The sequence below is a fragment of the Halalkalicoccus sp. NIPERK01 genome, from assembly GCF_030287405.1.
In the GTDB taxonomy this organism is placed as follows: Archaea; Halobacteriota; Halobacteria; order Halobacteriales; family Halalkalicoccaceae; genus Halalkalicoccus.
In genome coordinates this window covers 366,404-385,032 of sequence record NZ_JASVVV010000002.1, presented here as the reverse complement: position 1 = coordinate 385,032, position 18,629 = coordinate 366,404, and the positions used below count along the sequence as shown (strand labels likewise).

Sequence of the window (18,629 nt, the reverse complement as noted above, 5' to 3'; positions counted from 1 at the left end):
TCCGGTGGTTAGAGCGGGTATGACCGACCCCTCCGAGCTCTCGGTGACGCTGGTCGACGGCTACGTCGACGAGCCGGCACACTTCGGGGTTCCCCCCTACGTCTCGACGTACCCCCGCTACACCGCGGGCGCGCTGGTGGATGCGGGCGTCGCTCGAGAGGAAATCACCTACCACACGATCGACGAGTTGCGCGAAGACAGGGGAAAATGGCGCGACGTCGAGGACGCCGATCTGATGGTCTACATCGGCGGGATGACCGTCCCCGGGAAGTACGTCGGCGGGACGCCCGCCGAGCCCGACGAGGTGAAGAAACTGGCGTGGGTTTCCCGTGGAACCAGCCTGATGGGCGGGCCCGTGAGGTTCGGCGTCGGCGAGGAGAACGCCGGGGCCCAAGACATGGAGCGAAAGGACCTCGATTACGACTTCGTCGCGAAGGGCGACGTCGAGGCCGCCGCCGCCGACCTCGTGGAATCGGGACTCGAAGGGTTCGGCGACCGGATGCGCGACAACGGGGAGATCGACCGCTGGAGCCGGAAGGGCGCGTTCGTGATCGAACAGCACCCCAATCACCCCGACTACCTGATCTGCGAGATGGAGACCTCGCGGGGCTGTGCGTACCGGTGTTCGTTCTGTACCGAGCCGCTCTACGGCGATCCAGCCTTCCGCAGCGCCGACTCGGTGGTCAGCGAGGTGTCGCACCTCGCCGAGCACGGCGCCCGCCACTTCCGGCTGGGTCGGCAGGCCGACATCCTCGCGTTCGGCGGCGACGGCGAGGCACCCAACCCCGACGCCTTGCGGGAGCTCTACGGCGGGATCCGCGAGGCCGTCCCCGACCTCGGGACGCTGCATCTGGACAACATGAACCCGGTGACGATCGTCGAGTATCCCGAGAAGTCGCGCGAGGGGATCCGGATCATCGCCGAGCACAACACGCCCGGCGACACCGCGGCGTTCGGATTGGAGAGTGCGGATCCCGTGGTTCAAGAGGAGAACAACCTGCTCGTGAGCGCCGAGGAGTGTCTGGAGGCGGTGCGGGTGGTCAACGAGGAGGGCGGGTGGCGACCCGGAGAGAAACCGGGAACGGGTCCCTCACACGGCGAGGGATCCGGGGATCGACTGCCGAAACTCCTGCCGGGGATCAACCTCGTTCACGGGCTGATGGGCGAGCGCGAGGAGACCTACGAGCACAACAAGCAATTCCTGCAGCGGGTCTACGACGAGGGGCTGATGGTCCGGCGGATCAACATCCGGCAGGTGATGGCGTTCGCGGGGACGGAGATGGCCGAGACCGGCGCCGACATCGCCCGCGAGCACAAACGCCAGTTCCAGCCGTACAAACGCGAGGTCCGCGAGGAGATCGACAACCCGATGCTGAAGCGGGTCGCGCCCGCGGGAACGGTGTTGGAGGACGTCCACATGGAGTACCACGAGAACGGCAGGACCTTCGGGCGACAACTGGGGACCTACTCGCTTCTGATCGGCGTGCCCGGCGAGCACGACCTCGGGACCACGATGGACGTCGCGGTCGTGGACCACGGCTACCGGTCGGTGACGGCGGTTCCGTACCCGCTCGACGTCAACGGCGCGACGATGGACGAACTCACGGCGATCCCGGGTCTCGGGCGGTCGACCGCGGGCGACATCGTCGTCGGCCGGCCCTACGACTCCGCACGGGAGGCGGGCGAGGTGGCCGGCGTGGACCTCTCGCGGTTCGCGTGAGTGTCGGAGCTCACTCGAAGACCCGGTCGAACGCCTCCGCGCCCATCGGATCGAACCGACAGGCGTCGAGGTTCTCGCGGACGTGCTCTGGCGAACTCGCCCCGACGAGCGCGCTCGTCACGCCCGGCGCGCTGCGCGCGAAGTTGATCGCCTTCTGTACCGAGGACTCGCCCTCCAGGCGTTCGGCGACCGCCTCGGGGAGTCCTTGGGCCAATCGTCCCTGTCCGATGCTCGCGCTCGTGAAGACGTTCAGCCCGGCCCTCCGGGCGAATCGGAGCGTGCTCTCGGTTCCCTCGCTCCCCTCGTGGGCCGCGACGGTGAAGGCGTCGGCCATGTGGACGTTGAAGGGGAGTTGGATCGCTCGGAGGTGGGTCGCGGTGTTTCCGGCCGCCTTCGCCGCCGCCCGCGCCCGCGAGGCGACCTCGGGAAGCGAGAGGTAGCTCGCGTGGTCGGGCGGAACCCGGAACGCGTCCCACGTCGCCACCCCGTAGTACCGGAGGTCGCCCGCGGCGACGCGCTCCTCTAGCCGGGCGAACGCCGCCTCTAGCCGGTCGTAGACGACCTCGCGCGAGCGCTCCTGGAGCTGTGTCTCGGGGTTGTGGACGTAGTACAGGTCGACCGTTTCTAGACCGAGGTTCGACAGCGAACGATCGAGTTGGTCCTCGAGGAAGTCGGGCGCGATGCAGTGGCTCCCGCGCACCAACTCCTCGCGGTCGACGACCCCCGGATCGACGTACTCCTCCCGAACGTACTCGCCCGGATCGGCGGGTCGTTCGCCGGCGAAGGGGAGGAAGCCGCCCTTGGTCGCGACCAGCACCGCTTCGCGGTCGACGTCCGCCCCCGCGAGCGCCCGTCCCACCACGCGCTCGCTTCGCTGGTGGCGGTAGTTGATCGCCGTATCGAGGACGTTACAGCCGTTTTCGAGCGCCGCCGTGATCGCTTCTTCGTACCTCTCGTCCACCGCGTCGCTCGGGTCGCCGAGGTAGGTCCCGAGGCCGAGACTGGAGACGACGCCGTCGCCGAAGCGCCGGAAGTACGTCCGGCCGAACTCCTCCCCGAACCGATCCCGGTAGGACCAGGTGCCGTCTGCGGTCGCCATGGGGGGACTACCGGCGCGAGCGGAATATACTGTCGGCTCCTACCGGCGCGGGTAGGCCGCGACCGCCTCGCGGTACCCCTCCCGAAAGGTGGGATAGGAGAACTCGTAGCCGAGTTCGCGGAGTTTCGCGTTCGAACAGCGCTTGCTCGTCTCGAGTCGCCGTCGGGCGGGCTCGGAGAGGTTCGGATCGGAAAGGCGCTCCTCTTTGGTCTCCTTCGGGGGTTCGGGAACCCCGCACTGCTCGGCGAGCCAGTCGGCGAACGCCCACTTGTCGACGGGTTCGTCGTCGACCGCCAACACGACCTCGCCGCGTGCGAGGTTCTCCTCGAGGAGGTATCGTACCGCGCCCGCGGCGTCCTCGCGGTGGACCATGTTCAGGTACCCCTCGGTGACGGGCCCCTCCAGATAGCGTTCGAGGCGGTATCGGTCGGGGCCGTACAGCCCCGCGAAGCGAACGACGGTGCCGGGGATGGGGGAATCGAGCGCCGTCTCCTCGGCCTCCCACAGCACGCGGGTCTTCTCGGTTGCCGGCTCCGTGGGCGTCTCCTCGTCGACCCACTCGCCGCCGTGGTCGCCGTAGACGCCGGTACTGGAGGTGTAGAGCAGCCGCTCGGGCGGGTCCGCCCGCCCCGCGAAGTGCCCGATGGCGGTTTCGAGCCCGCGGACGTAGACCTCGCGGGCGGCCTCGGCACCGCGCCCGCCCGAACTCGCCGCGAAGACGAGCGCGTCCGCGTCGGGAACGCCGGCGAGCGCGTCGCGGTCGGTGACGTCCGCCCGCACACTCTGGAAACCGGCCTCCTCGATCGCCTCGCATCCCTCGGGGGAGCGCCGAACCCCCACGACGTCGTGGCCGCGAGCCGTGAGCTGTCTGCCGAGTTCCAACCCGATATAGCCACAGCCCAGTATCGCGACGCGCATCAGCGCTTTCGCTCCCCGATGAAGTAGTGGATCCTCGCGTACTCGGCGAGCGTCATCGGGGCGCGGCCCTCGACGCGCTGGTGGACCTCCTTGCCCGAGAGATCTCCCTGAATATTGGCGGCGATGGTGTCGACGTCCAACACGGCGGTGGTCATCCCAAGCAGGAGGCGGTCCTCGATCTCGGCGCGGACGATCTCGGCGTCGGGTTCCTCCTCCGAGAGCGCGAGGATCTTCGCGGCGTCCTCGACGGTGAGTTCCGGCGACTCGTCCGCGACGAGCGCCTCCAGTCGGTCCGTCCCGATCCCCGTCTCCTCGGCGGCGCGTTCGACGCCGACCGACTCGACGACCTCCGCGAGTTCCGACTCGTACTGGCGACGCAGGTCCTCTGGGCTCTCGGCTTCGCTCCCGTCGAGATCGCGATAGAGCATGTCCGGGCCTACGGGCCGGTCCCTGAAGAATACCCTCGATCGGGGTCGAAAATCAGACGAGGCTCGCGCCGTCGAACTCGCCGCGGTCGTACTCGACCTCCATCAGGTCGAGGATCGTCGGCGCGATGTCGTAGAGGTTGGCGTCGCTGATCGTCGCCTCGCCGTCGATGTGCAGGGTCGCGTTGTCGAAGCTGTGCATCCCGTTTCGCGGCCCCTTCCCGAAGACCTCGCCGTGGCCCTTGAACCCCGATTTGAGGTCGAAGCCGTGGTTCGGGATCGCCACGAGGTCGGGCGCGATGTCGTCGTGGTCGCCCCGGAAGGCGTCCTCCTTCTCGACGACCCGTTCGCAGACCGTCTCGCCGTTCGGTCCTTCGAGCGCCTCGAGGTCGGCTTTGAGCTCCGCGCGGACCGACTCGTACTCGTCTTCGGGGACGCTCCCCCGCGGTTCGCGCCCCTCGAGGTTGATGTAGAACCGACCCGGGATGAGCGAGTACGCGCGGGCGTCGGTCGCGATGTCGCCGAGTTCCGTATGGTCCTCGTTCTCGAAGGAGAGCCACCCCTCCTCGGCGAGCCACTGGTTGCAGTGGACCTCGTAGTCGAGCGTGGTAAAGCCGTGGTCGCTCGCGATGACGAGGGTGACGTCGTCGGCGAGGCGCTCGCGCAGGTTGCCGACGTACCCGTCGAGCTTTCGATAAAAGTCCATGAACTCCTCTCTGTACTCGCCGTCGCGCTCGTAGTCCTCGAACAGGAAGTGGTTGACCCGGTCGGTGGTCATGAACACGCCGAAAAAGAGGTCCCAGTCGTCCTCCGTGATGTAGTGTGAAAAGGCCTCGTAGCGCGCGTCGATCGTCTCGTGGGCGTCCTCGATGAACTTGCGTTTGTCCTCGTCGTGGCCGAGTTTCGCGTTCACGTCGATCCGGTAGTCAAGGCCCGAGAGCGTCTCGCGGAGTTCGTCGGGATACGCGGCCTTGTCGAGGCCGGGCGAGAGAAAGCCCGAGACCATCCGCTGGACCGTTCGCTGGGGCGGGAACGTCACGGGGACGTTCATCACCGTCGCGTTCCGGTTGGCCTCGGTGACGCGATCCCACAGCCGGGTCGCCTGGACGTCGCGGCCCATCGGGACGTAGGTGTCGTACGAGCCGTTCTCGCGGTCCTGAAAGCCGTAGACGCCGGTCTCGCCGGGGTTCTGTCCCGTCGTCAGCGAGGGCCAGCAGGCGCTCGATTCGGGCGGGACGATGCTCTCGATCGCGTCGGCCGTCCCCTCATCGGCGATCGCGGCGAAGTTCGGGAACTCCTCCGGGTGTTCCGAGAGGAGCGTGTGCGGAACGCCGTCGATACCGATAAACGCGACACGAGGCAGGTCTTCGCCGCCGCGTATCCGATCGAAGAGACCCATGTGACCCTCTACTGGCGTCCCCTACAAGAACCTTCGTTTCACGCCGCGGGCTACCGATCGGTCGCGTTCTCGTCGGGCTCCGGGCGCTCGTCGGATCCGACGTCGGCGTTCGTCGGGACGACCGTCGGGTGTGAGATGCCCACTGCGGGCGTGCGTGCTGCCATACGATCCCGTACGCTCCCCGCCCTCAAAAGATTACTCATAATTATAACACATCCCGAACCGAGAGGGTGATTACTGCCGTGTATCAGCCGAACCGCTCCTCGTAGAGGTCCTGTGCGTGTTCGATCGCGTCGTAGGCCGCCTCGCGGTCCTCCCAGCCCTGGGTTTCGACTTCCTTGCCCTCCTCCAAGTTCTTGTACGTCGAGAAGAACTCGTCGATCTCGTCTCTGGTCTGCTGGGTGACGTCCTCTAAGTCCTCGACGTGGTCGTAGCGCGGGTCCTCCGAGGGGACGGCGATCACCTTGTCGTCCTGCTCGCCGTCGTCGTCCATCTTCATCAGGGCGACGGGCCGGACCTCGATCACACATCCGGGGAAGGTCGCGTCCTCGACGAGCACGAGCACGTCGAAGGGGTCCTCGTCGTCGTAGTAACTGCGCGGGATGAACCCGTAGTCGGAGGGGTAGTGGACGTTCGAGTGGAGCACCCGGTCCAACACCACGCCGGGGATGTCCTTGTCGTACTCGTACTTGTTGCGTTCGCCCTTGAGACACTCGACGACCGCGTAGATCTCTTCGGGCGGGTTCGGTCCCGTTTCGAGGTCCTCCCAGAGGTTCGTCATTGCCGGTTCGTCCTGCTTCGCCCGAGGAAAAAGTCCTTTCGACACCCGTCCGCCCTCCCTTCACTTGACATTACAAAATATAAACACTAGTCTGGGGTTTCATTTACTAGATATGTCGATACTATCCGGTAATATCTCCGGAAACGAACGGAATGGTTGGCAACTCTTAAATAGGCGGATGACATGTTCTACGGTGATGTCAGAGGCACAAGCGGTTCCGGGCACCCAGCAGACAGCACACGATTTGACCGCGTTCCAGCACAACATCCTGGTCATCCTCGCGGAGGAGCCGATGTACGGGCTGGCGATCAAACGTGAACTAGAGAGTTACTACGGGACCGAGGTCAACCACGGGCGGTTGTACCCGAACCTCGACGACCTCGTCGAGCGCGGTCTCGTCGCGAAGAGCGAACTCGACAAGCGGACCAACCAGTACGAGCTGACCGACGACGGCTACGCGACGGTCCTGGGCCAGTTGAACTGGGTCTTCTCGAAGCTCGTCACCGGTGAGGATCGCGCCGAGGACGTTCGGGCCCTCATCGACGCGTAGCTCGTCGCTACGACCGGTCCGTTTTCGCCGTTTTTTCGACGTGTTCGAGCGACCGCTCTATCGCCTCCTTCTGGTCCTCGCTCGGCCACGCGTTTCGGACGAAGTACTCCGCGAGGAACTCCGCGCGCTCCTCGGGGGTGGCGTCCTCGACGGGCTTCGCGTAGTGGTTGCCCATGAAATCGGCGAAGGCGTCGGCGTTGTCGCCGTGGACGTCGCCGTGCGCCTCGCGGACGCGGGCCGCGACCGCCCGGTTGTGCTCCTCGACGGCGTCCCAGTCCCCGGGGCTCTCCGGTCCGGCGACCTGGACCTCGATCGCCCGGTCGGTGTCGTCGATCCGCCCGGGACGGATCGTCCCGTCCTCGACCCACTCGGCGGGGTGGAGGACGAGGGTCGCCGCGGCGTCCTCCTCGCGGACGCGCGCGGTGAAGTCGTGGTCGTCGAGCAGTTCCGCCCGGTGGCGGCGGTAGGCCGCGGCCTCCTTGTCGTCGACCGCCGCGCGTGCGAGTTTCGTCAGCCGCGTCGTCTCCTCGACGACGTCGTCGGGTAGTTCAGCCATCCTCGAACGCCTCGTTCACGAGGTCGTCGGCGCGCTCGTTTACCTCCCGCGGTACGTGGGTGATCGACCACTCCTCGAACTCCGCGAGAAGTTCGTGGACGCGCACGCGCCGCTCGCGCATCCCGGGGTCGTTCGCGTCCCACTCCCCCCGGACCTGTTTGACCACCAACTGGGAGTCCCCGCGGATCTCCACCTCGTCGAAGCCGTACTCGCGTGCGACCTCCAGCCCTCGGATCAGCGCCTCGTACTCCGCGCGGTTGTTCGTCGTCTCCCCGATCCGCTCGCTTCCCTCCGCGACGATCCCGTCGCCCGAGACGAGCACCCAGCCGATCGCCGCGGGGCCGGGGTTGCCGCGGCTGCCGCCGTCGAAGTAGCAGTGGACCCGTCCGCCGCTTTCCCGGAGGACCGACTCGATGTCCGCGGGGCGCGCGCCCTGGACGACGACCGTCCCGTCGTACGCGACCGCGTTCGCCCCGCCGAGTTCCGCGCGCCACCGCTCGTGGTCCGTGTTCCCGCTCGTCACGCTCGCTCCCGCGGCTTCCAGCTTCTCGCGTGCCTCGTCGGGATCGTAGGGGAGTGAGGGCATTGTCTGACGCTCGCCCGTTCTCCGATATAGCCGTTCTGGTCCTCCGTCGTCGGGCAGAACGGCCGGTAGACCCCACCGAAAGCGACTCTCGTCCGATCTCCGCATCTTCTGTCGTTACGGACAGGTCACGAACCGGACCAAGGGTTTAAGTGTTCTGGTTGCACTACTATTTAAGTGCGATGACACGGTCCACCCGTCAGCGGGAGCGCGAGCACGAGACGGAGCACCCCGAAGGAACTTCGGAGGAGGAAGGGACACGCACCTGCCCGGAGTGTGCGTCCGACAACCTCGTCAAGAGTTCCGATCGGGGCGAACTCATCTGCGATGACTGTGGTCTGGTCGTCGAGGAGGGCAACATCGACCCCGGCCCCGAGTGGCGGGCGTTCAATCATCAGGAGCGCCAGAGCAAGTCCCGGGTGGGCGCGCCGACGACCCAGACGATGCACGACAAGGGGCTCACCACGACGATTGACTGGAAGGACAAGGACGCCTACGGCCGGTCCATCTCCTCGAAGAAGCGCAGCCAGATGCACCGCCTGCGCAAGTGGCAGGAACGCATCCGGACGAAGGACGCCGGCGAGCGCAACCTCCAGTTCGCGCTCAGCGAGATCGACCGAATGGCCAGCGCGCTGGGCGTGCCCCGCTCGGTCCGAGAGGTCGCCTCGGTGATCTACCGGCGTGCGCTCAAGGAGGACCTCATCCGGGGGCGCTCGATCGAGGGCGTCGCCACCGCGGCGCTGTACGCCGCCTGTCGGAAGGAGGGCATCCCCCGAAGCCTCGAGGAGATCAGCGAGGTCTCGCGGGTCGAGCGAAAGGAGATCGGCCGGACTTATCGGTATATCTCCCAGGAACTCGGCCTCGAGATGCGACCCGTCGATCCGAAGAAGTACGTTCCCCGATTCTGCTCCGAACTCGAACTCTCGGAAGAAGTACAGTCGAAAGCTAACGAGATCATCGAAACCACCGCCGAGGAGGGCCTGCTCTCGGGCAAGTCACCCACGGGGTATGCGGCGGCGGCCATTTACGCCGCGTCGCTGCTGTGTAACGAGAAGAAGACCCAGCGCGAGGTCGCGGACGTCGCGCAGGTGACGGAAGTCACCATCCGGAACCGGTATCAAGAACAGATCGAGGCGATGGGTATCCACAGCTAGCCGTTTCTCCGATCCACCCGGCTATCGGCGGGTCGCGCGGTACTCGCCGTGTTTGACGCCCAGCGCGAGGACCACGAGGCCGAAGACGACCATCGAGGGCAACACCATCATCAGGACGGTTCCGGTCCCCATCATCGGGGTCGTCCCGACGACGCCGAGAGCGATCAGCGCGGCGAAGACCGCCGCCGTCTTTGGGAGGTCGAACTCCATACGTGGTCCTTCGGCGCGGCGGGAATAAGGGTTCCGCGGCGCACACGGGTTCGCCGTCCGCACGACTCACGGGGGTCGATGCACAGAGACGAGCGGAGGATTTCGACTGGCCGACGCGGCCTTCGGCGCTACGCGACGTGGTATCGCGCGATCGCCTCGTGACCACACTCGGGACATCGCTTCGTGCCGGCATCGACCGTCGTCCCGCAGTGTCGACACTCCGAGACGGTCTGTTCCGCCTCGGTGAGGTACGCTCGAACAGTGTCGATGATCAGCATGGGTGATGTAGCCGTCCTCACCGCGGACTAATAACCGTTTAGATATCGTCCTCACCGGGAGGGCCGAACCAGGTTGGCGAGCGTAACGACACAGCCCAGCAGCCATCCGACGGGGACCGCGATCGCGAACCACATCGCCACGTAGGCCGCCCCTTCGAGGGTATAGTTGTCGCGCAGGAACTCGCTCGCCCCGGCGGCCGCGAGCGGTCCGTCGAGCAGTCGGATCGCGAGTTCCGTACTCCCCGGGAAGACCACCGACCCGAGCGTCACCGAGAACAACGCGGCGACCACGGGCGGCAAGAAGAGCGCGGTCATCGCCGACGGGTACGCGAGGACGATCGTCGTCCCCCGCCCGCCAGCGCGCGAGAACGCGACGGCGGCGGCCGCCGCCGCCGTCGCGACGACCGCCGCGGCCGCGACCGCGACGAACCCCCGCCGGGAGAACTGCAGGTGGGCGACGATCGTCAGCCCCCCCCAGACGAGCGTGGAGAGGCCCACGACGCCGGCTACTCCCAGGCTCGCGGCCGCCCGGTCGATCCGGCGGGTGTAGTACCGAAGCGCGAAGCCGACCACCACGAGCGGGTACAACAGCGCCACGACGAACGCACCGAGCCCCGCCCACCCCCCATAGGCGACCCGGCCGCTCGTCGTGCTCGGCGTCCACTTCCCGAGCACCGAATGCGCACCGCCGCGCTGGCGCGGGAAGAACAGTTCCATCCAACTCTCGTGCAACCGCTTCAGGTCGAGTCGGATCGCTCCGACGGTTCCCGAGCGGTGTGACCGCACTGCCATACCGATAGGATACTATCAAATTACTTTACTGTTTCGATAAAATAAAAGAGATCACCAGGGGGCGAAGCTCGGATCGACCCTCCGTTCCCGCTCGTCGATCCCGTCGATGACCTCGACGTCCTCGGCGTCGAGGTCGAGCGCGAGCGACTCCCAGTTGTCACGGACGTGCTCCTCGCTCGTCGCCTTCGGGATCGCCGTGATCCCCTTTCTCGCGGAGCCACGCGAGGCTGACCTGTGCGGCGCTGACGCCGTGCTTCTCGGCGATCTCCTCCAGTTGGGGGACGTCGAAGACCTCGCCGCGCGCGAGCGGCGAGTACGCCACCAGCGGGAGGCCGTGTTCGTCGGCGTACGCTCGCAGGCTCTCCTGGGGGAGGAGGGGGTGGCACTCGACCTGGTTCGCGAAGATCGGCACGGCGCTCGCCTCGCGCGCCTCGTCGAGTTGCTCGGGTTCGAAGTTCGAGACGCCGACGTTCTCGACGAGGCCGTCGGCCACCAGCGTCGAGAGCGCGTCGAACGTCCCCTCGGGGTCGTACTCGCCGGCCGGCCAGTGGATGTAGAGGAGGTCCACGTAGTCGGTCCCGAGCCTCTCGAGGCTCTCCTCGGTGCTCTCGATCACGTCCTCGGGCGCGAGGTTCTCGATCCAGAGCTTGGTCGCGAGGAACACCTCCTCGCGGGGGACGCCGGCGCGCTCGATCCCCTCGCCGACGCTCTCCTCGTTGCCGTAGGCCTGTGCGGTGTCGACGTGGCGATAGCCCGTCTCCAGCGCCGTCCGGACGCTCTCTGCGCACTGCTCTTCGTCCTCGTTCTCCCACGTCCCGAGCCCGAGCATGGGCATCCCGTTCACGCTGGCTACGTCGTCACTGGTCGGTGAGTCCATACCCGATGGTGCGGCGTGAGAGGAATAGGCGTTCGGGATGCGTCAGCAAGTTCGTCCTTCGGAAGCGCTCAGAGCGCGCTGCCCGGCTGGTACTCGCCGAAGACGTCCCGAAGAACGTCACAGATCTCGCCGGTCGTCGCCTCCGCCTTCACCGCCTCGAGGATCGGCGGCATGACGTTCTCCTCGCCCTCGGCGGCCCCTTCGAGCGCGGCGAGCGCCTCGGCGACGGCCTCGTCGTCGCGCTCGGCCCGAACCTCCTCTAAGCGGGCGATCTGTCGTTGCTGGTCCTCCCCGGTGACCTCCTCGATGTCCATCTCGGGTTCCTCGTCGATCTCGAACTCGTTGACGCCGACGATCACTCTACTACCGTCCTCGATCTCGCGCTGGCGCTCGAAGGCGACGTCCTGGATCTGGCGCTGGACCCACTGGTCCTCGACGGCCTCGAGCATCCCGCCCCGGTCGTCGACCTCGCGGATGATCTCGAACGCCTCCTCCTCGATCTCGTCGGTCAGCGCCTCGACGTAGTAACTGCCCGCGAGCGGATCGATGGTGTCCGCGGCACCCGACTCGTGGGCGAGGATCTGCTGCGTTCTGAGCGCCGTCCGAACGCTCTTCTCGGTGGGTAGCGCGAGGGCCTCGTCCTTCCCGTTGGTGTGTAAACTCTGGGTCCCTCCCAGCACTGCGGCGAGCGCCTGATAGGCCACCCGAACCACGTTGTTCTCGATCTGCTGGGCGGTCAGCATCGAGCCCGCGGTCTGCGTGTGGAACTTCAACTGCTTGGCCGCCTCGGTCTCGGCGTCGAAGCGCTCCTCCATGATCGTCGCCCACATCCGGCGCGCGGCGCGGAACTTGGCGACCTCCTCGAAGACGTCGTTGTGCGCGTTGAAGAAAAAGGAGAGTTGCGGGGCGAACTCGTCGACGTCCTGGCCGGCGTCGAGGGCGGCCTCGACGTACTCGATGCCGTTTCCGAGGGTGAACGCGAGTTCCTGGGCCGCAGAGGCCCCGGCCTCGCGGATGTGATAGCCCGAGATCGAGATCGTGTTGAAGTTGGGCACCTCCTCGGCGCAGAACTCGAAGACGTCGGTGATAACCCTCATGGAGGGCTCGGGCGGGTAGATGTAGGTGTTGCGGGCGATGTACTCCTTCAGGAGGTCGTTCTGGATCGTCCCCCGCAGTTCCTCGCGGGGGACGCCCTGCTCGTCGCCGACGGCGATGTACATCGCGAGCAACACGGCGGCGGGCGCGTTGATCGTCATGCTGGTCGAGACCTCCTCCAAGGGAATGCCCTCGAAGACGGTCTTCATGTCCCGCACGGAGTCGATGGCGACGCCCGACTTGCCGACCTCGCCGGCGGCCATCTCGGCGTCGGAGTCGTAGCCCATCTGGGTAGGTAAGTCAAAGGCCATCGAGAGGCCGGTCTGGCCCTGGTCCATGAGGTACCGGTAGCGCTCGTTGGTCTCCCCGGCCGTGCCCATCCCCGCGTACTGGCGCATCGTCCACAGACGCCCGCGGTACATCGTCGAGTAGACACCCCTCGTATAGGGGTTCTCGCCGGGGAACCCCATGTCCTCCTCGTAGTCGAGGTCCGCGACGTCGTCGGGCGTGTACAGCGGCTGGATCTCGTGGCCGGCGGTGTCGGTCGTAAACGCCTCCTTTCGCTCGCCGAAGCGCTCGACGGTGGGGCCGCGCGTCTCCTCGTTCCACCGTTCTTTCCCCTCGCGGATCGATTCGAGATCCTCCTGATCGAACATGCGAGAGTCTACCGCGCGCAGGCTCTTAATTCGCTCCGTGTCGTTTTTCTCCGACGGGGCCCACACGGGCGTATGGACACGCCGGTCGCGCCCGACGAGGGCGACGGGTCGCCGATCCCGACCGAGGACCGTAGCGACCGCGTTCGCGCGGCGAAGTACACCCTGCCGTTCGTCCTCCTCGGGATCACGAACGTCGCGCTCGTGCTCGGCTGGGGGCTCAACCCGATTTGGGGGTTCGCCATCCTCCCCCCCATCCTGTTCATGAGCGTGCTGACGTGGGTCGCGTTCAAGAGCGGCTTCGTCAGCGACCGCGAGGACTACTGACGGCCGGTGTCGTACTTGTAGGTCGCGGTCTCGGGGTCGATCCCGAACTCCTCGGGCGGCAGCGTCTCCTCGTCGTCGTCGGCCGTGGGCGCCGGCGACGCCTCCTTGAAGCGTTCGCGCAACCGGTCGGGCATCGAGAACGTCCCGACGGCGAGGCTCGTCGCGATCACCTCCTCGTGGGTCTCGCGTTTGGCGTCGAGACGCTCCCCGAGCGGCGGGGGAAGCGCCGAGCGCTCGATCGGCTCGAACCCGAACTGCAGCAGGTAGTCGGGTTCGGGCGCGAGCGCGTAGACCGTCTCGAACCCCTCGTCACTCGCGTGATCGACGAGGCGCTCGACGACGTGCGCGCCGACGCCCTGCCCGCGCCACGCCTCGACGACGCCGAGGCTCGTGATCTCACAGACCTCGTCGTAGAGCCGGAGCCGGCCGAACCCCGCCTTCTCGCCCGTTTCCTCGTCGAGCGCGATGACGTACTCGCGGGATCGAAACGCCGCCTCGTCGAGGCCCAGTCGCTCGATCTCGTCGAGGAGCCAGACCTCCTCTCGTTTCTTGGCACCTCGGACGTACATACTCGGGGTTACGACGCCCGGAGTAAAAGCCTTTCACGGCGACCGAAAGGTTGAATCGCGCCCCTCGCAAATACCGGCGCATGAGCGACGAAGACCAAGAGGAAGCCGAAGAGGAGGAGGCTCCGCTCGTCGACCTCGGCGAGGGCGTCCCCGTCGAGGGCGCACCGATCGCGCGCGTGGCCTCCCGGCTCCACTGGCCCGTCCAGCGAAGCGAGATCCGCCGGAAGGAAGGCGAGACGGTCGTCCGGACCACTCGCGGACCGAAATCGGTCGGGGAACTCCTCGACGGGACCGACGTCACCTACTTCGAGAGCCGCCAGGAGTTCCTCGACGCCTGCCGCGCGGTGACCGAGACCGGTCCGGTGCCGACCGCCGAGTAGATGTCGATCCCGGGACGGCTCTCGTGGGTCCAGCGGTCGTTGCTGGTCGCGACGGTCGTCCTCCTCGTCTGGGTGAACTGGTCGACGGCCACCCTGACCGGGCGGGTCCTCCGCGACACCGTCCTGTACCTCCTCGTCCCCCTCGGCCTCGGGCTCGCCCACGGCAAGCACGTCGGCTGGCGGGTCGACCGCCGGGCGGTCCGCGACACCCTGTTGCTCGCCGCGTTCGTCCTCCCCTTCTACCTCGTCGGCTCGACGCTCCCCAGCGTCCGGGAGTTCTACCCGCTGTGGGAGACCGCACCCGACCTGGGGACGTTCGTCCCCCACGCCGTCCAGCTGTTCGTCCTCGCGCTCGCCACCGAGACCTACTTCAGAGGACTGCTCTGCGTGGGCGTGCGCGACCTCGGCGCGAAGTGCATCTTCATCAGCCCGGTCGTCTACGCGCTGCTCCACGTGAGCAAGCCGCCGATAGAACTCGTCCTCTCGGGGCCGACGGACGTGCTGTTCGGCGCGGTCGACTACCACGCCGACTCGATCCTGCCCTCGACGGTCGCCCACGGCTGCGGGCTCGTGTTGCTCGACTGGCTCGTGCTCCACGACCCGCTCGTGTCGCCCGAGTTGGTGCTCCAGTGGCTCTCGTGGGTGCCGCTGCCGCTGTAGCCGGCCCGGCTTTTTTGGGGCCGTCGGTCCATGGCTCGGACATGAGCCTACCGATCGACCCGTCGCAGCTGACCGCCGAGGACATCGGCGAGCGAAGCGTGACGCTGAACATGGGCCACGACGAGGCGGTCGAGCACGTCCGTCAGGCCTTCGAGGGCGCTGGATTCGGCGTCCCCGTCGAGTTCTCCCCCTCGGAGCTCCTGCGCGAGAAGATCGACGTGGATCGGGACCCCTACTACGTGTTGGGCGCGTGCAACCCCGAGATGGCGAACGAGGCGCTGGACGTGACCAACGACATCGGCGCGCTCTTCCCGTGTAACGTCGTCGTCCGCGAGGTCGAACTCGGCGTCCAGGAGGTCTATCACGTCTCGATCATGAAGGTCGCCCGGCTGTCGGGGATCGCCCCCGACGACGAGGCGTGGGAGGAGGTCGTCGCCGAGACCAGCCGGCTCACCGAGGAGGCCTTCGACAACCTCGATTCCAGCGGATCCGGCGGCGAGAAGCCGCGCGGGCGGCAGGGCGGCAAACGCGAGGGGCAGGGCAAGCGCTCGGGTGCGCGGCGCGACGCCGACGAGTAGGCTATCGTCGGCGGTCCTCGCGGAGTCGCTCGGTCCACGCCTCGCCGTGATCGAACCGGCGTTCGAACTCGGCGACGCCGACCGGATCCGCCGCCTCCCCCTTGTAGACGAACCGTTCGAGCGCCAGCGCGAGTACGACCGGCAACACGAGCGTCAAGCCGATCAGCGCGAGGAGAGCGAGTTCGGCGGGCGAGAGGGCTCCCAGGGTCGCGATCGAACCCATGGACGTGCATACGGGGGCGAGGAGATAAGGGTTCGGCTCATACTGTCGGTCATACCTCCGGCCATCGCCGGTGGCAACGACGGGCAGCAGATGCGCTGTTGGTGATGAATCGTGACACAGACGGTCATAGTCTCGTGACCGACAGTATCACTCCTCGACGCGCTCGCGAAGCTCCTCGACCTCCGCTTCGAGTTCGCCGAGACGGCTCGAACGCCGGTTGTACAGGCGGAGACCGGCGATGACGGCGAGAACGACCGGACCGAACAGCACCACCAGCGTGACGAGCAGGATCACCGCGAGTTCGATACCACCAGGAATCGGGCCGAACAGGAGCATACCCCGGATCGGCCGACGGACGCCGTAGCTCTTGTGGCCGCCGTCGAGTGCGGTCGCCGAATCACGTCGAGAAGTCCGCGAGCGAGGCCTGGACGCCCGCGACCATCTCGGAGGATCGCCGGAGATCGCCCGTCGAGATCGGGAGGAGGGGTTCGACCCCACGGACCGCGTCGTGGAGGGTTTCTGCGACCCCGCTCTCGCCCTCGAAGGCGTCCCGGACGCTCTCGCGGATCTGCCACACTCCCACAGGAGCCCAGTACTCGTCGGAGACGTGTCTCAGGACCAGCACCTTCGCCTGCCGACCGATCTCCTCCAAGTATTCGAGCGCGGCCAGTCGGGTCGCATAATAGGCACCCGCGGTGCCGCCGTCGACGTATTTGGTTCTCCCCTCGTAGCCCTCGTGGTCGCTCGCGATCCAGACCTCCGAACCGACGGGGTTCCAGACGCTGCCGGGCGCCTTCATCTCGACGAGTTCGAACTCCCAGTTACCCGGCGAAAGGATCGCCCAGTAGCGATTGCCCATGTACTCGCTCGAGAACACGCGCGTCTCGTCGACGCTCGGGTTCGAGCGGATCGAACCCCGGAGGTACTTCCCGACGGTGTCGTCGACCGCCGTGATCGACCAGCGGGTGGGGACCAGCCGACGGCTCTCGGCCTCGCCGAGCGCGCCCGCCGAGAGGATGCGGTTGATCTCGTAGACGTCGAACCCCCGTCGATACAGGTAGGTCATCGCGCCCTCGGCGCGCCAGTCGTCGTCCTCTAAGGTCTTCTCCACGGGACGGGGAACGTGGGGGTTCTCCGTGAGCGTCGCGGACTCGGCGCCCGCCCGGGGACCGCGGGGCGCGGCGGTGTCCCCGTCGGGGAGGTCGAACTCCAGGCGCGAGTCGGAAAGGCCGATCTCGACGCCGACGGGCCGGTCCGCGATGGCGACCTCGCGCTGGGTGCCGACGAACCCGTCCCAGACGTCGTGGACCGAGGGGGCGTCCGTCCCCCCGGTCGTCGGACCGAGGCCGGCCGCGCGCACGTCCGTAAAGCGGTTGGCGTTCAACAGCCCGGTGCGCCGCTGGACGACGTCCTCGATCGAGAGGCCCTGGCGGTACCAGGTGCCGTCGGTGGCGTATTCGGCGGCGTGTTCCTCGTCGCCGACCGGCGAGAGCAGCCCCGTCGAGACCTTGGGATAGTTCGAGTGGCCGACGAAGATCGAGGGGGCGGTCGAGCCGACGAGCGACCCGCCCGAGAGCGCGTCGTTGAACCGGTCCTCGACCTCGTCGAGGTAGTCGGTGATCGCGTAGGACTTCTCGCGGGCGAGGCGCCTGCGCTCGGCGGCCTCGTCGCGCTCGAACCCCTCGATGTACTCGTCGAGTCGCATTCGGCCGTCTTAGGCGGCCGAGGGGCTTGAACGTTCGGCTGGCGGTCGCTCGGCCGGCGCTACATGTAGCCCAGGTCGCGCAGCCGTCCCATCAGGTCCTCCTTGTCCTGGGCGCGGCCCGCGCGTTCGGTCGTCCCGTCGAGGTCCTGGAGCCACGCCGGGCGGTCGTCGCTTTTCGCTGACCCTCGCTCGCTGCCGAGCGAGCGAAAGCCCTCGAAGTACTTCGGGCTCACGGGCAGGTTCTCCTGGGTAATGCCGGCGGGCAGGTCGTCGTAGTCCTGCGGGACGTGGCCGGCGGGGTAGCCCTCGATCGCGTCGGGGACGACGTGGTTCCACATCGCGTCCCAGACGGCACGCTCGTCGAACTGGAGGATCGAGTGGACCCGGTCGTGTGGCGGGTACTTCTCGGGGTCGTGGCGGGGGCTGAAGAACGTCTCATCGGCGCGTGCCTCCTGTTCGTCCCAGCGCACGCCAGAGAACACGCCGTCGAACCCCTCCTCGCGGATGGCGTCGTTGAGCGCCACCGTTTTGAGGAGGTGGTTGCCCTCGTAGCTGTCGGCGCTGAACCGGAAGGTCTCGCCCTCGTACCCGAGGCGCTCGCGTAGTTCGTGTCTGGTCTCCTCGCTCAGCACGTCTATCGGGATCTCGTCGCCCGGCTCGGCACCCAGACGCGCGAACTCCTCGTTTCGCGCGTAGCGCAGGTCGAGGTCCCACTCCTCCGCCCACCGCTCGACGAACGAGAGCACGTCCGGGAAGTGCTCGAAGTGATCGATGAACACCGCCGGGGGGACCTCCAGATCGAACTCCCGGGCGACCTCGCGGACGAAGTAGAGCACGAGCGTCGAGTCCTTCCCGCCGGTCCACATCACCGCAGGATCGCGGTACTCGTCGAGGGCGACGTGCGTGATCTCGATCGCCTTCTCGACCTTCGCGTCGAGGGTCGGGTAGTCGTTCGGGCGCTCGCCCTCGCCGTCGGTGTAGTCCACGTCGAGATACGTCGGGAACTCGGCCATTACCGGCAGTGACGTTCCCGGTCGTAATTTATGTTGCCTCCGTCGCGGGGTCGTCGCACGAAAAAACGGTCCCACAGTCCGATC

General features: G+C 67.1%; 23 protein-coding genes and 1 pseudogene. 7 read left to right on the top strand and 17 right to left on the bottom strand.

The annotated features are described in order from the left end of the window. Nucleotides 1-19 precede the first annotated feature (19 nt). On the top strand, nucleotides 20-1,720 hold the full coding sequence (locus QRT08_RS08065) for a radical SAM protein (protein WP_286045426.1): 1,701 nt from the start codon (nucleotides 20-22) through the stop codon (nucleotides 1,718-1,720). Nucleotides 1,721-1,730: 10 nt separating this feature from the next. On the opposite strand, the gene QRT08_RS08060 is transcribed toward QRT08_RS08065, so the two are convergent. The 5 genes from QRT08_RS08060 to QRT08_RS08040 form a co-directional block, all read right to left on the bottom strand. Then, nucleotides 1,731-2,819, bottom strand: coding sequence for an aldo/keto reductase (locus QRT08_RS08060; RefSeq protein ID WP_286045425.1), 1,089 nt, complete (start codon nucleotides 2,817-2,819; stop codon nucleotides 1,731-1,733). Nucleotides 2,820-2,858: 39 nt separating this feature from the next. Then, on the bottom strand, nucleotides 2,859-3,737 hold the full coding sequence (locus tag QRT08_RS08055; RefSeq protein ID WP_286045424.1) for an SDR family oxidoreductase: 879 nt from the start codon (nucleotides 3,735-3,737) through the stop codon (nucleotides 2,859-2,861). Further along, entirely contained in the window at nucleotides 3,737-4,165 is a 429-nt protein-coding gene (locus QRT08_RS08050; protein WP_286045423.1) for a DUF5791 family protein, read from the bottom strand. Before QRT08_RS08050 ends, QRT08_RS08055 begins: the two co-directional genes overlap by 1 nt. A gap of 52 nt (nucleotides 4,166-4,217) precedes the next feature. Beyond that, nucleotides 4,218-5,561, bottom strand: coding sequence for an alkaline phosphatase family protein (locus tag QRT08_RS08045; protein ID WP_286045422.1), 1,344 nt, complete (start codon nucleotides 5,559-5,561; stop codon nucleotides 4,218-4,220). Between the two features lie 247 nt (nucleotides 5,562-5,808). Next, nucleotides 5,809-6,342, bottom strand: coding sequence for an inorganic diphosphatase (locus QRT08_RS08040; RefSeq protein ID WP_286045421.1), 534 nt, complete (start codon nucleotides 6,340-6,342; stop codon nucleotides 5,809-5,811). A 196-nt stretch (nucleotides 6,343-6,538) separates the two neighbouring features. Between QRT08_RS08040 and QRT08_RS08035 the strand changes: the two genes are divergently transcribed. Further along, complete coding sequence (locus QRT08_RS08035) at nucleotides 6,539-6,892, top strand: PadR family transcriptional regulator (RefSeq protein ID WP_286045420.1); 354 nt, start codon at nucleotides 6,539-6,541, stop codon at nucleotides 6,890-6,892. Nucleotides 6,893-6,899: 7 nt separating this feature from the next. Here the strand turns inward: QRT08_RS08035 and QRT08_RS08030 are convergent, their stop codons facing one another. After that, the gene (locus tag QRT08_RS08030) at nucleotides 6,900-7,448 is read right to left on the bottom strand and encodes a DUF7108 family protein (protein ID WP_286045419.1); all 549 of its coding nucleotides are present in this window, start codon (nucleotides 7,446-7,448) and stop codon (nucleotides 6,900-6,902) included. Then, nucleotides 7,441-8,034: a ribonuclease HI gene (rnhA, locus tag QRT08_RS08025; protein WP_286045418.1), complete on the bottom strand. Its 594-nt coding sequence runs from the start codon at nucleotides 8,032-8,034 to the stop codon at nucleotides 7,441-7,443. Before rnhA ends, QRT08_RS08030 begins: the two co-directional genes overlap by 8 nt. 179 nt (nucleotides 8,035-8,213) lie before the next feature. Here rnhA and QRT08_RS08020 point away from each other — a divergent pair, with 179 nt between their 5' ends. Continuing rightward, nucleotides 8,214-9,185, top strand: a complete 972-nt coding sequence (locus QRT08_RS08020; protein WP_286045417.1) for a transcription initiation factor IIB — start codon at nucleotides 8,214-8,216, stop codon at nucleotides 9,183-9,185. A gap of 21 nt (nucleotides 9,186-9,206) precedes the next feature. On the opposite strand, the gene QRT08_RS08015 is transcribed toward QRT08_RS08020, so the two are convergent. From QRT08_RS08015 to QRT08_RS07995, 5 genes and pseudogenes are all read right to left on the bottom strand, one after another. Next, a complete protein-coding gene (locus QRT08_RS08015) occupies nucleotides 9,207-9,395 on the bottom strand; it encodes a DUF7333 family protein (RefSeq protein ID WP_286045416.1) in 189 nt (62 codons plus the stop codon). Between the two features lie 128 nt (nucleotides 9,396-9,523). Continuing rightward, nucleotides 9,524-9,673 (bottom strand): zinc-ribbon domain-containing protein, encoded by a 150-nt coding sequence (locus tag QRT08_RS08010; protein ID WP_286045415.1) that lies wholly within the window; start codon nucleotides 9,671-9,673, stop codon nucleotides 9,524-9,526. 51 nt (nucleotides 9,674-9,724) lie between these two features. Next, nucleotides 9,725-10,465: a hypothetical protein gene (locus QRT08_RS08005; protein WP_286045414.1), complete on the bottom strand. Its 741-nt coding sequence runs from the start codon at nucleotides 10,463-10,465 to the stop codon at nucleotides 9,725-9,727. A gap of 51 nt (nucleotides 10,466-10,516) precedes the next feature. Beyond that, nucleotides 10,517-11,300: pseudogene (locus QRT08_RS08000) on the bottom strand (aldo/keto reductase). Nucleotides 11,301-11,410: 110 nt separating this feature from the next. Further along, nucleotides 11,411-13,093, bottom strand: a complete 1,683-nt coding sequence (locus tag QRT08_RS07995) for an acyl-CoA mutase large subunit family protein (RefSeq protein ID WP_286045413.1) — start codon at nucleotides 13,091-13,093, stop codon at nucleotides 11,411-11,413. Nucleotides 13,094-13,165: 72 nt separating this feature from the next. Here QRT08_RS07995 and QRT08_RS07990 point away from each other — a divergent pair, with 72 nt between their 5' ends. Continuing rightward, complete coding sequence (locus QRT08_RS07990) at nucleotides 13,166-13,417, top strand: DUF8142 family protein (RefSeq protein ID WP_286045412.1); 252 nt, start codon at nucleotides 13,166-13,168, stop codon at nucleotides 13,415-13,417. On the opposite strand, the gene QRT08_RS07985 is transcribed toward QRT08_RS07990, so the two are convergent. After that, a complete protein-coding gene (locus QRT08_RS07985; RefSeq protein ID WP_286045411.1) occupies nucleotides 13,411-13,986 on the bottom strand; it encodes a GNAT family N-acetyltransferase in 576 nt (191 codons plus the stop codon). The two genes, QRT08_RS07990 and QRT08_RS07985, sit on opposite strands and share 7 nt — an antisense overlap. 80 nt (nucleotides 13,987-14,066) lie before the next feature. On the opposite strand from QRT08_RS07985, the gene QRT08_RS07980 reads away from it, so the two are divergent. Genes QRT08_RS07980 through QRT08_RS07970 form a run of 3 tightly spaced genes read left to right on the top strand, consistent with a single transcriptional unit; the run spans nucleotide 14,067 to nucleotide 15,604 of the window. Then, complete coding sequence (locus QRT08_RS07980) at nucleotides 14,067-14,366, top strand: DUF5789 family protein (RefSeq protein WP_286045410.1); 300 nt, start codon at nucleotides 14,067-14,069, stop codon at nucleotides 14,364-14,366. After that, on the top strand, nucleotides 14,367-15,026 hold the full coding sequence (locus tag QRT08_RS07975) for a CPBP family intramembrane glutamic endopeptidase (RefSeq protein ID WP_286045409.1): 660 nt from the start codon (nucleotides 14,367-14,369) through the stop codon (nucleotides 15,024-15,026). 41 nt (nucleotides 15,027-15,067) lie between these two features. Continuing rightward, nucleotides 15,068-15,604: a DUF302 domain-containing protein gene (locus tag QRT08_RS07970; protein WP_483299935.1), complete on the top strand. Its 537-nt coding sequence runs from the start codon at nucleotides 15,068-15,070 to the stop codon at nucleotides 15,602-15,604. A 1-nt stretch (nucleotide 15,605) separates the two neighbouring features. Here the strand turns inward: QRT08_RS07970 and QRT08_RS07965 are convergent, their stop codons facing one another. From QRT08_RS07965 to QRT08_RS07950, 4 genes are all read right to left on the bottom strand, one after another. Beyond that, nucleotides 15,606-15,827, bottom strand: coding sequence for a hypothetical protein (locus QRT08_RS07965; RefSeq protein WP_286045408.1), 222 nt, complete (start codon nucleotides 15,825-15,827; stop codon nucleotides 15,606-15,608). Between the two features lie 147 nt (nucleotides 15,828-15,974). After that, nucleotides 15,975-16,163, bottom strand: coding sequence for a hypothetical protein (locus QRT08_RS07960; RefSeq protein ID WP_286045407.1), 189 nt, complete (start codon nucleotides 16,161-16,163; stop codon nucleotides 15,975-15,977). A gap of 61 nt (nucleotides 16,164-16,224) precedes the next feature. Beyond that, a complete protein-coding gene (gene nreA, locus QRT08_RS07955) occupies nucleotides 16,225-17,532 on the bottom strand; it encodes a DNA repair protein NreA (RefSeq protein WP_286045406.1) in 1,308 nt (435 codons plus the stop codon). Nucleotides 17,533-17,591: 59 nt separating this feature from the next. Next, nucleotides 17,592-18,545 carry a phosphoadenosine phosphosulfate reductase family protein gene (locus QRT08_RS07950; protein ID WP_286045405.1) on the bottom strand — a complete coding sequence of 318 codons (954 nt, stop codon included), beginning with the start codon at nucleotides 18,543-18,545 and terminating at the stop codon, nucleotides 17,592-17,594. Nucleotides 18,546-18,629 lie beyond the last annotated feature (84 nt).

Coding starts and splice junctions, on each gene's coding strand:
- QRT08_RS08065 (WP_286045426.1), top strand. CDS start 20: ATGACCGACCCCTCCGAGCTCTCGGTGACGCTGGTCGACGGCTACGTC.
- QRT08_RS08060 (WP_286045425.1), bottom strand. CDS start 2,819: ATGGCGACCGCAGACGGCACCTGGTCCTACCGGGATCGGTTCGGGGAG.
- QRT08_RS08055 (WP_286045424.1), bottom strand. CDS start 3,737: ATGCGCGTCGCGATACTGGGCTGTGGCTATATCGGGTTGGAACTCGGC.
- QRT08_RS08050 (WP_286045423.1), bottom strand. CDS start 4,165: ATGCTCTATCGCGATCTCGACGGGAGCGAAGCCGAGAGCCCAGAGGAC.
- QRT08_RS08045 (WP_286045422.1), bottom strand. CDS start 5,561: ATGGGTCTCTTCGATCGGATACGCGGCGGCGAAGACCTGCCTCGTGTC.
- QRT08_RS08040 (WP_286045421.1), bottom strand. CDS start 6,342: ATGACGAACCTCTGGGAGGACCTCGAAACGGGACCGAACCCGCCCGAA.
- QRT08_RS08035 (WP_286045420.1), top strand. CDS start 6,539: ATGTCAGAGGCACAAGCGGTTCCGGGCACCCAGCAGACAGCACACGAT.
- QRT08_RS08030 (WP_286045419.1), bottom strand. CDS start 7,448: ATGGCTGAACTACCCGACGACGTCGTCGAGGAGACGACGCGGCTGACG.
- rnhA (WP_286045418.1), bottom strand. CDS start 8,034: ATGCCCTCACTCCCCTACGATCCCGACGAGGCACGCGAGAAGCTGGAA.
- QRT08_RS08020 (WP_286045417.1), top strand. CDS start 8,214: ATGACACGGTCCACCCGTCAGCGGGAGCGCGAGCACGAGACGGAGCAC.
- QRT08_RS08015 (WP_286045416.1), bottom strand. CDS start 9,395: ATGGAGTTCGACCTCCCAAAGACGGCGGCGGTCTTCGCCGCGCTGATC.
- QRT08_RS08010 (WP_286045415.1), bottom strand. CDS start 9,673: ATGCTGATCATCGACACTGTTCGAGCGTACCTCACCGAGGCGGAACAG.
- QRT08_RS08005 (WP_286045414.1), bottom strand. CDS start 10,465: ATGGCAGTGCGGTCACACCGCTCGGGAACCGTCGGAGCGATCCGACTC.
- QRT08_RS07995 (WP_286045413.1), bottom strand. CDS start 13,093: ATGTTCGATCAGGAGGATCTCGAATCGATCCGCGAGGGGAAAGAACGG.
- QRT08_RS07990 (WP_286045412.1), top strand. CDS start 13,166: ATGGACACGCCGGTCGCGCCCGACGAGGGCGACGGGTCGCCGATCCCG.
- QRT08_RS07985 (WP_286045411.1), bottom strand. CDS start 13,986: ATGTACGTCCGAGGTGCCAAGAAACGAGAGGAGGTCTGGCTCCTCGAC.
- QRT08_RS07980 (WP_286045410.1), top strand. CDS start 14,067: ATGAGCGACGAAGACCAAGAGGAAGCCGAAGAGGAGGAGGCTCCGCTC.
- QRT08_RS07975 (WP_286045409.1), top strand. CDS start 14,367: ATGTCGATCCCGGGACGGCTCTCGTGGGTCCAGCGGTCGTTGCTGGTC.
- QRT08_RS07970 (WP_483299935.1), top strand. CDS start 15,068: ATGAGCCTACCGATCGACCCGTCGCAGCTGACCGCCGAGGACATCGGC.
- QRT08_RS07965 (WP_286045408.1), bottom strand. CDS start 15,827: ATGGGTTCGATCGCGACCCTGGGAGCCCTCTCGCCCGCCGAACTCGCT.
- QRT08_RS07960 (WP_286045407.1), bottom strand. CDS start 16,163: ATGCTCCTGTTCGGCCCGATTCCTGGTGGTATCGAACTCGCGGTGATC.
- nreA (WP_286045406.1), bottom strand. CDS start 17,532: ATGCGACTCGACGAGTACATCGAGGGGTTCGAGCGCGACGAGGCCGCC.
- QRT08_RS07950 (WP_286045405.1), bottom strand. CDS start 18,545: ATGGCCGAGTTCCCGACGTATCTCGACGTGGACTACACCGACGGCGAG.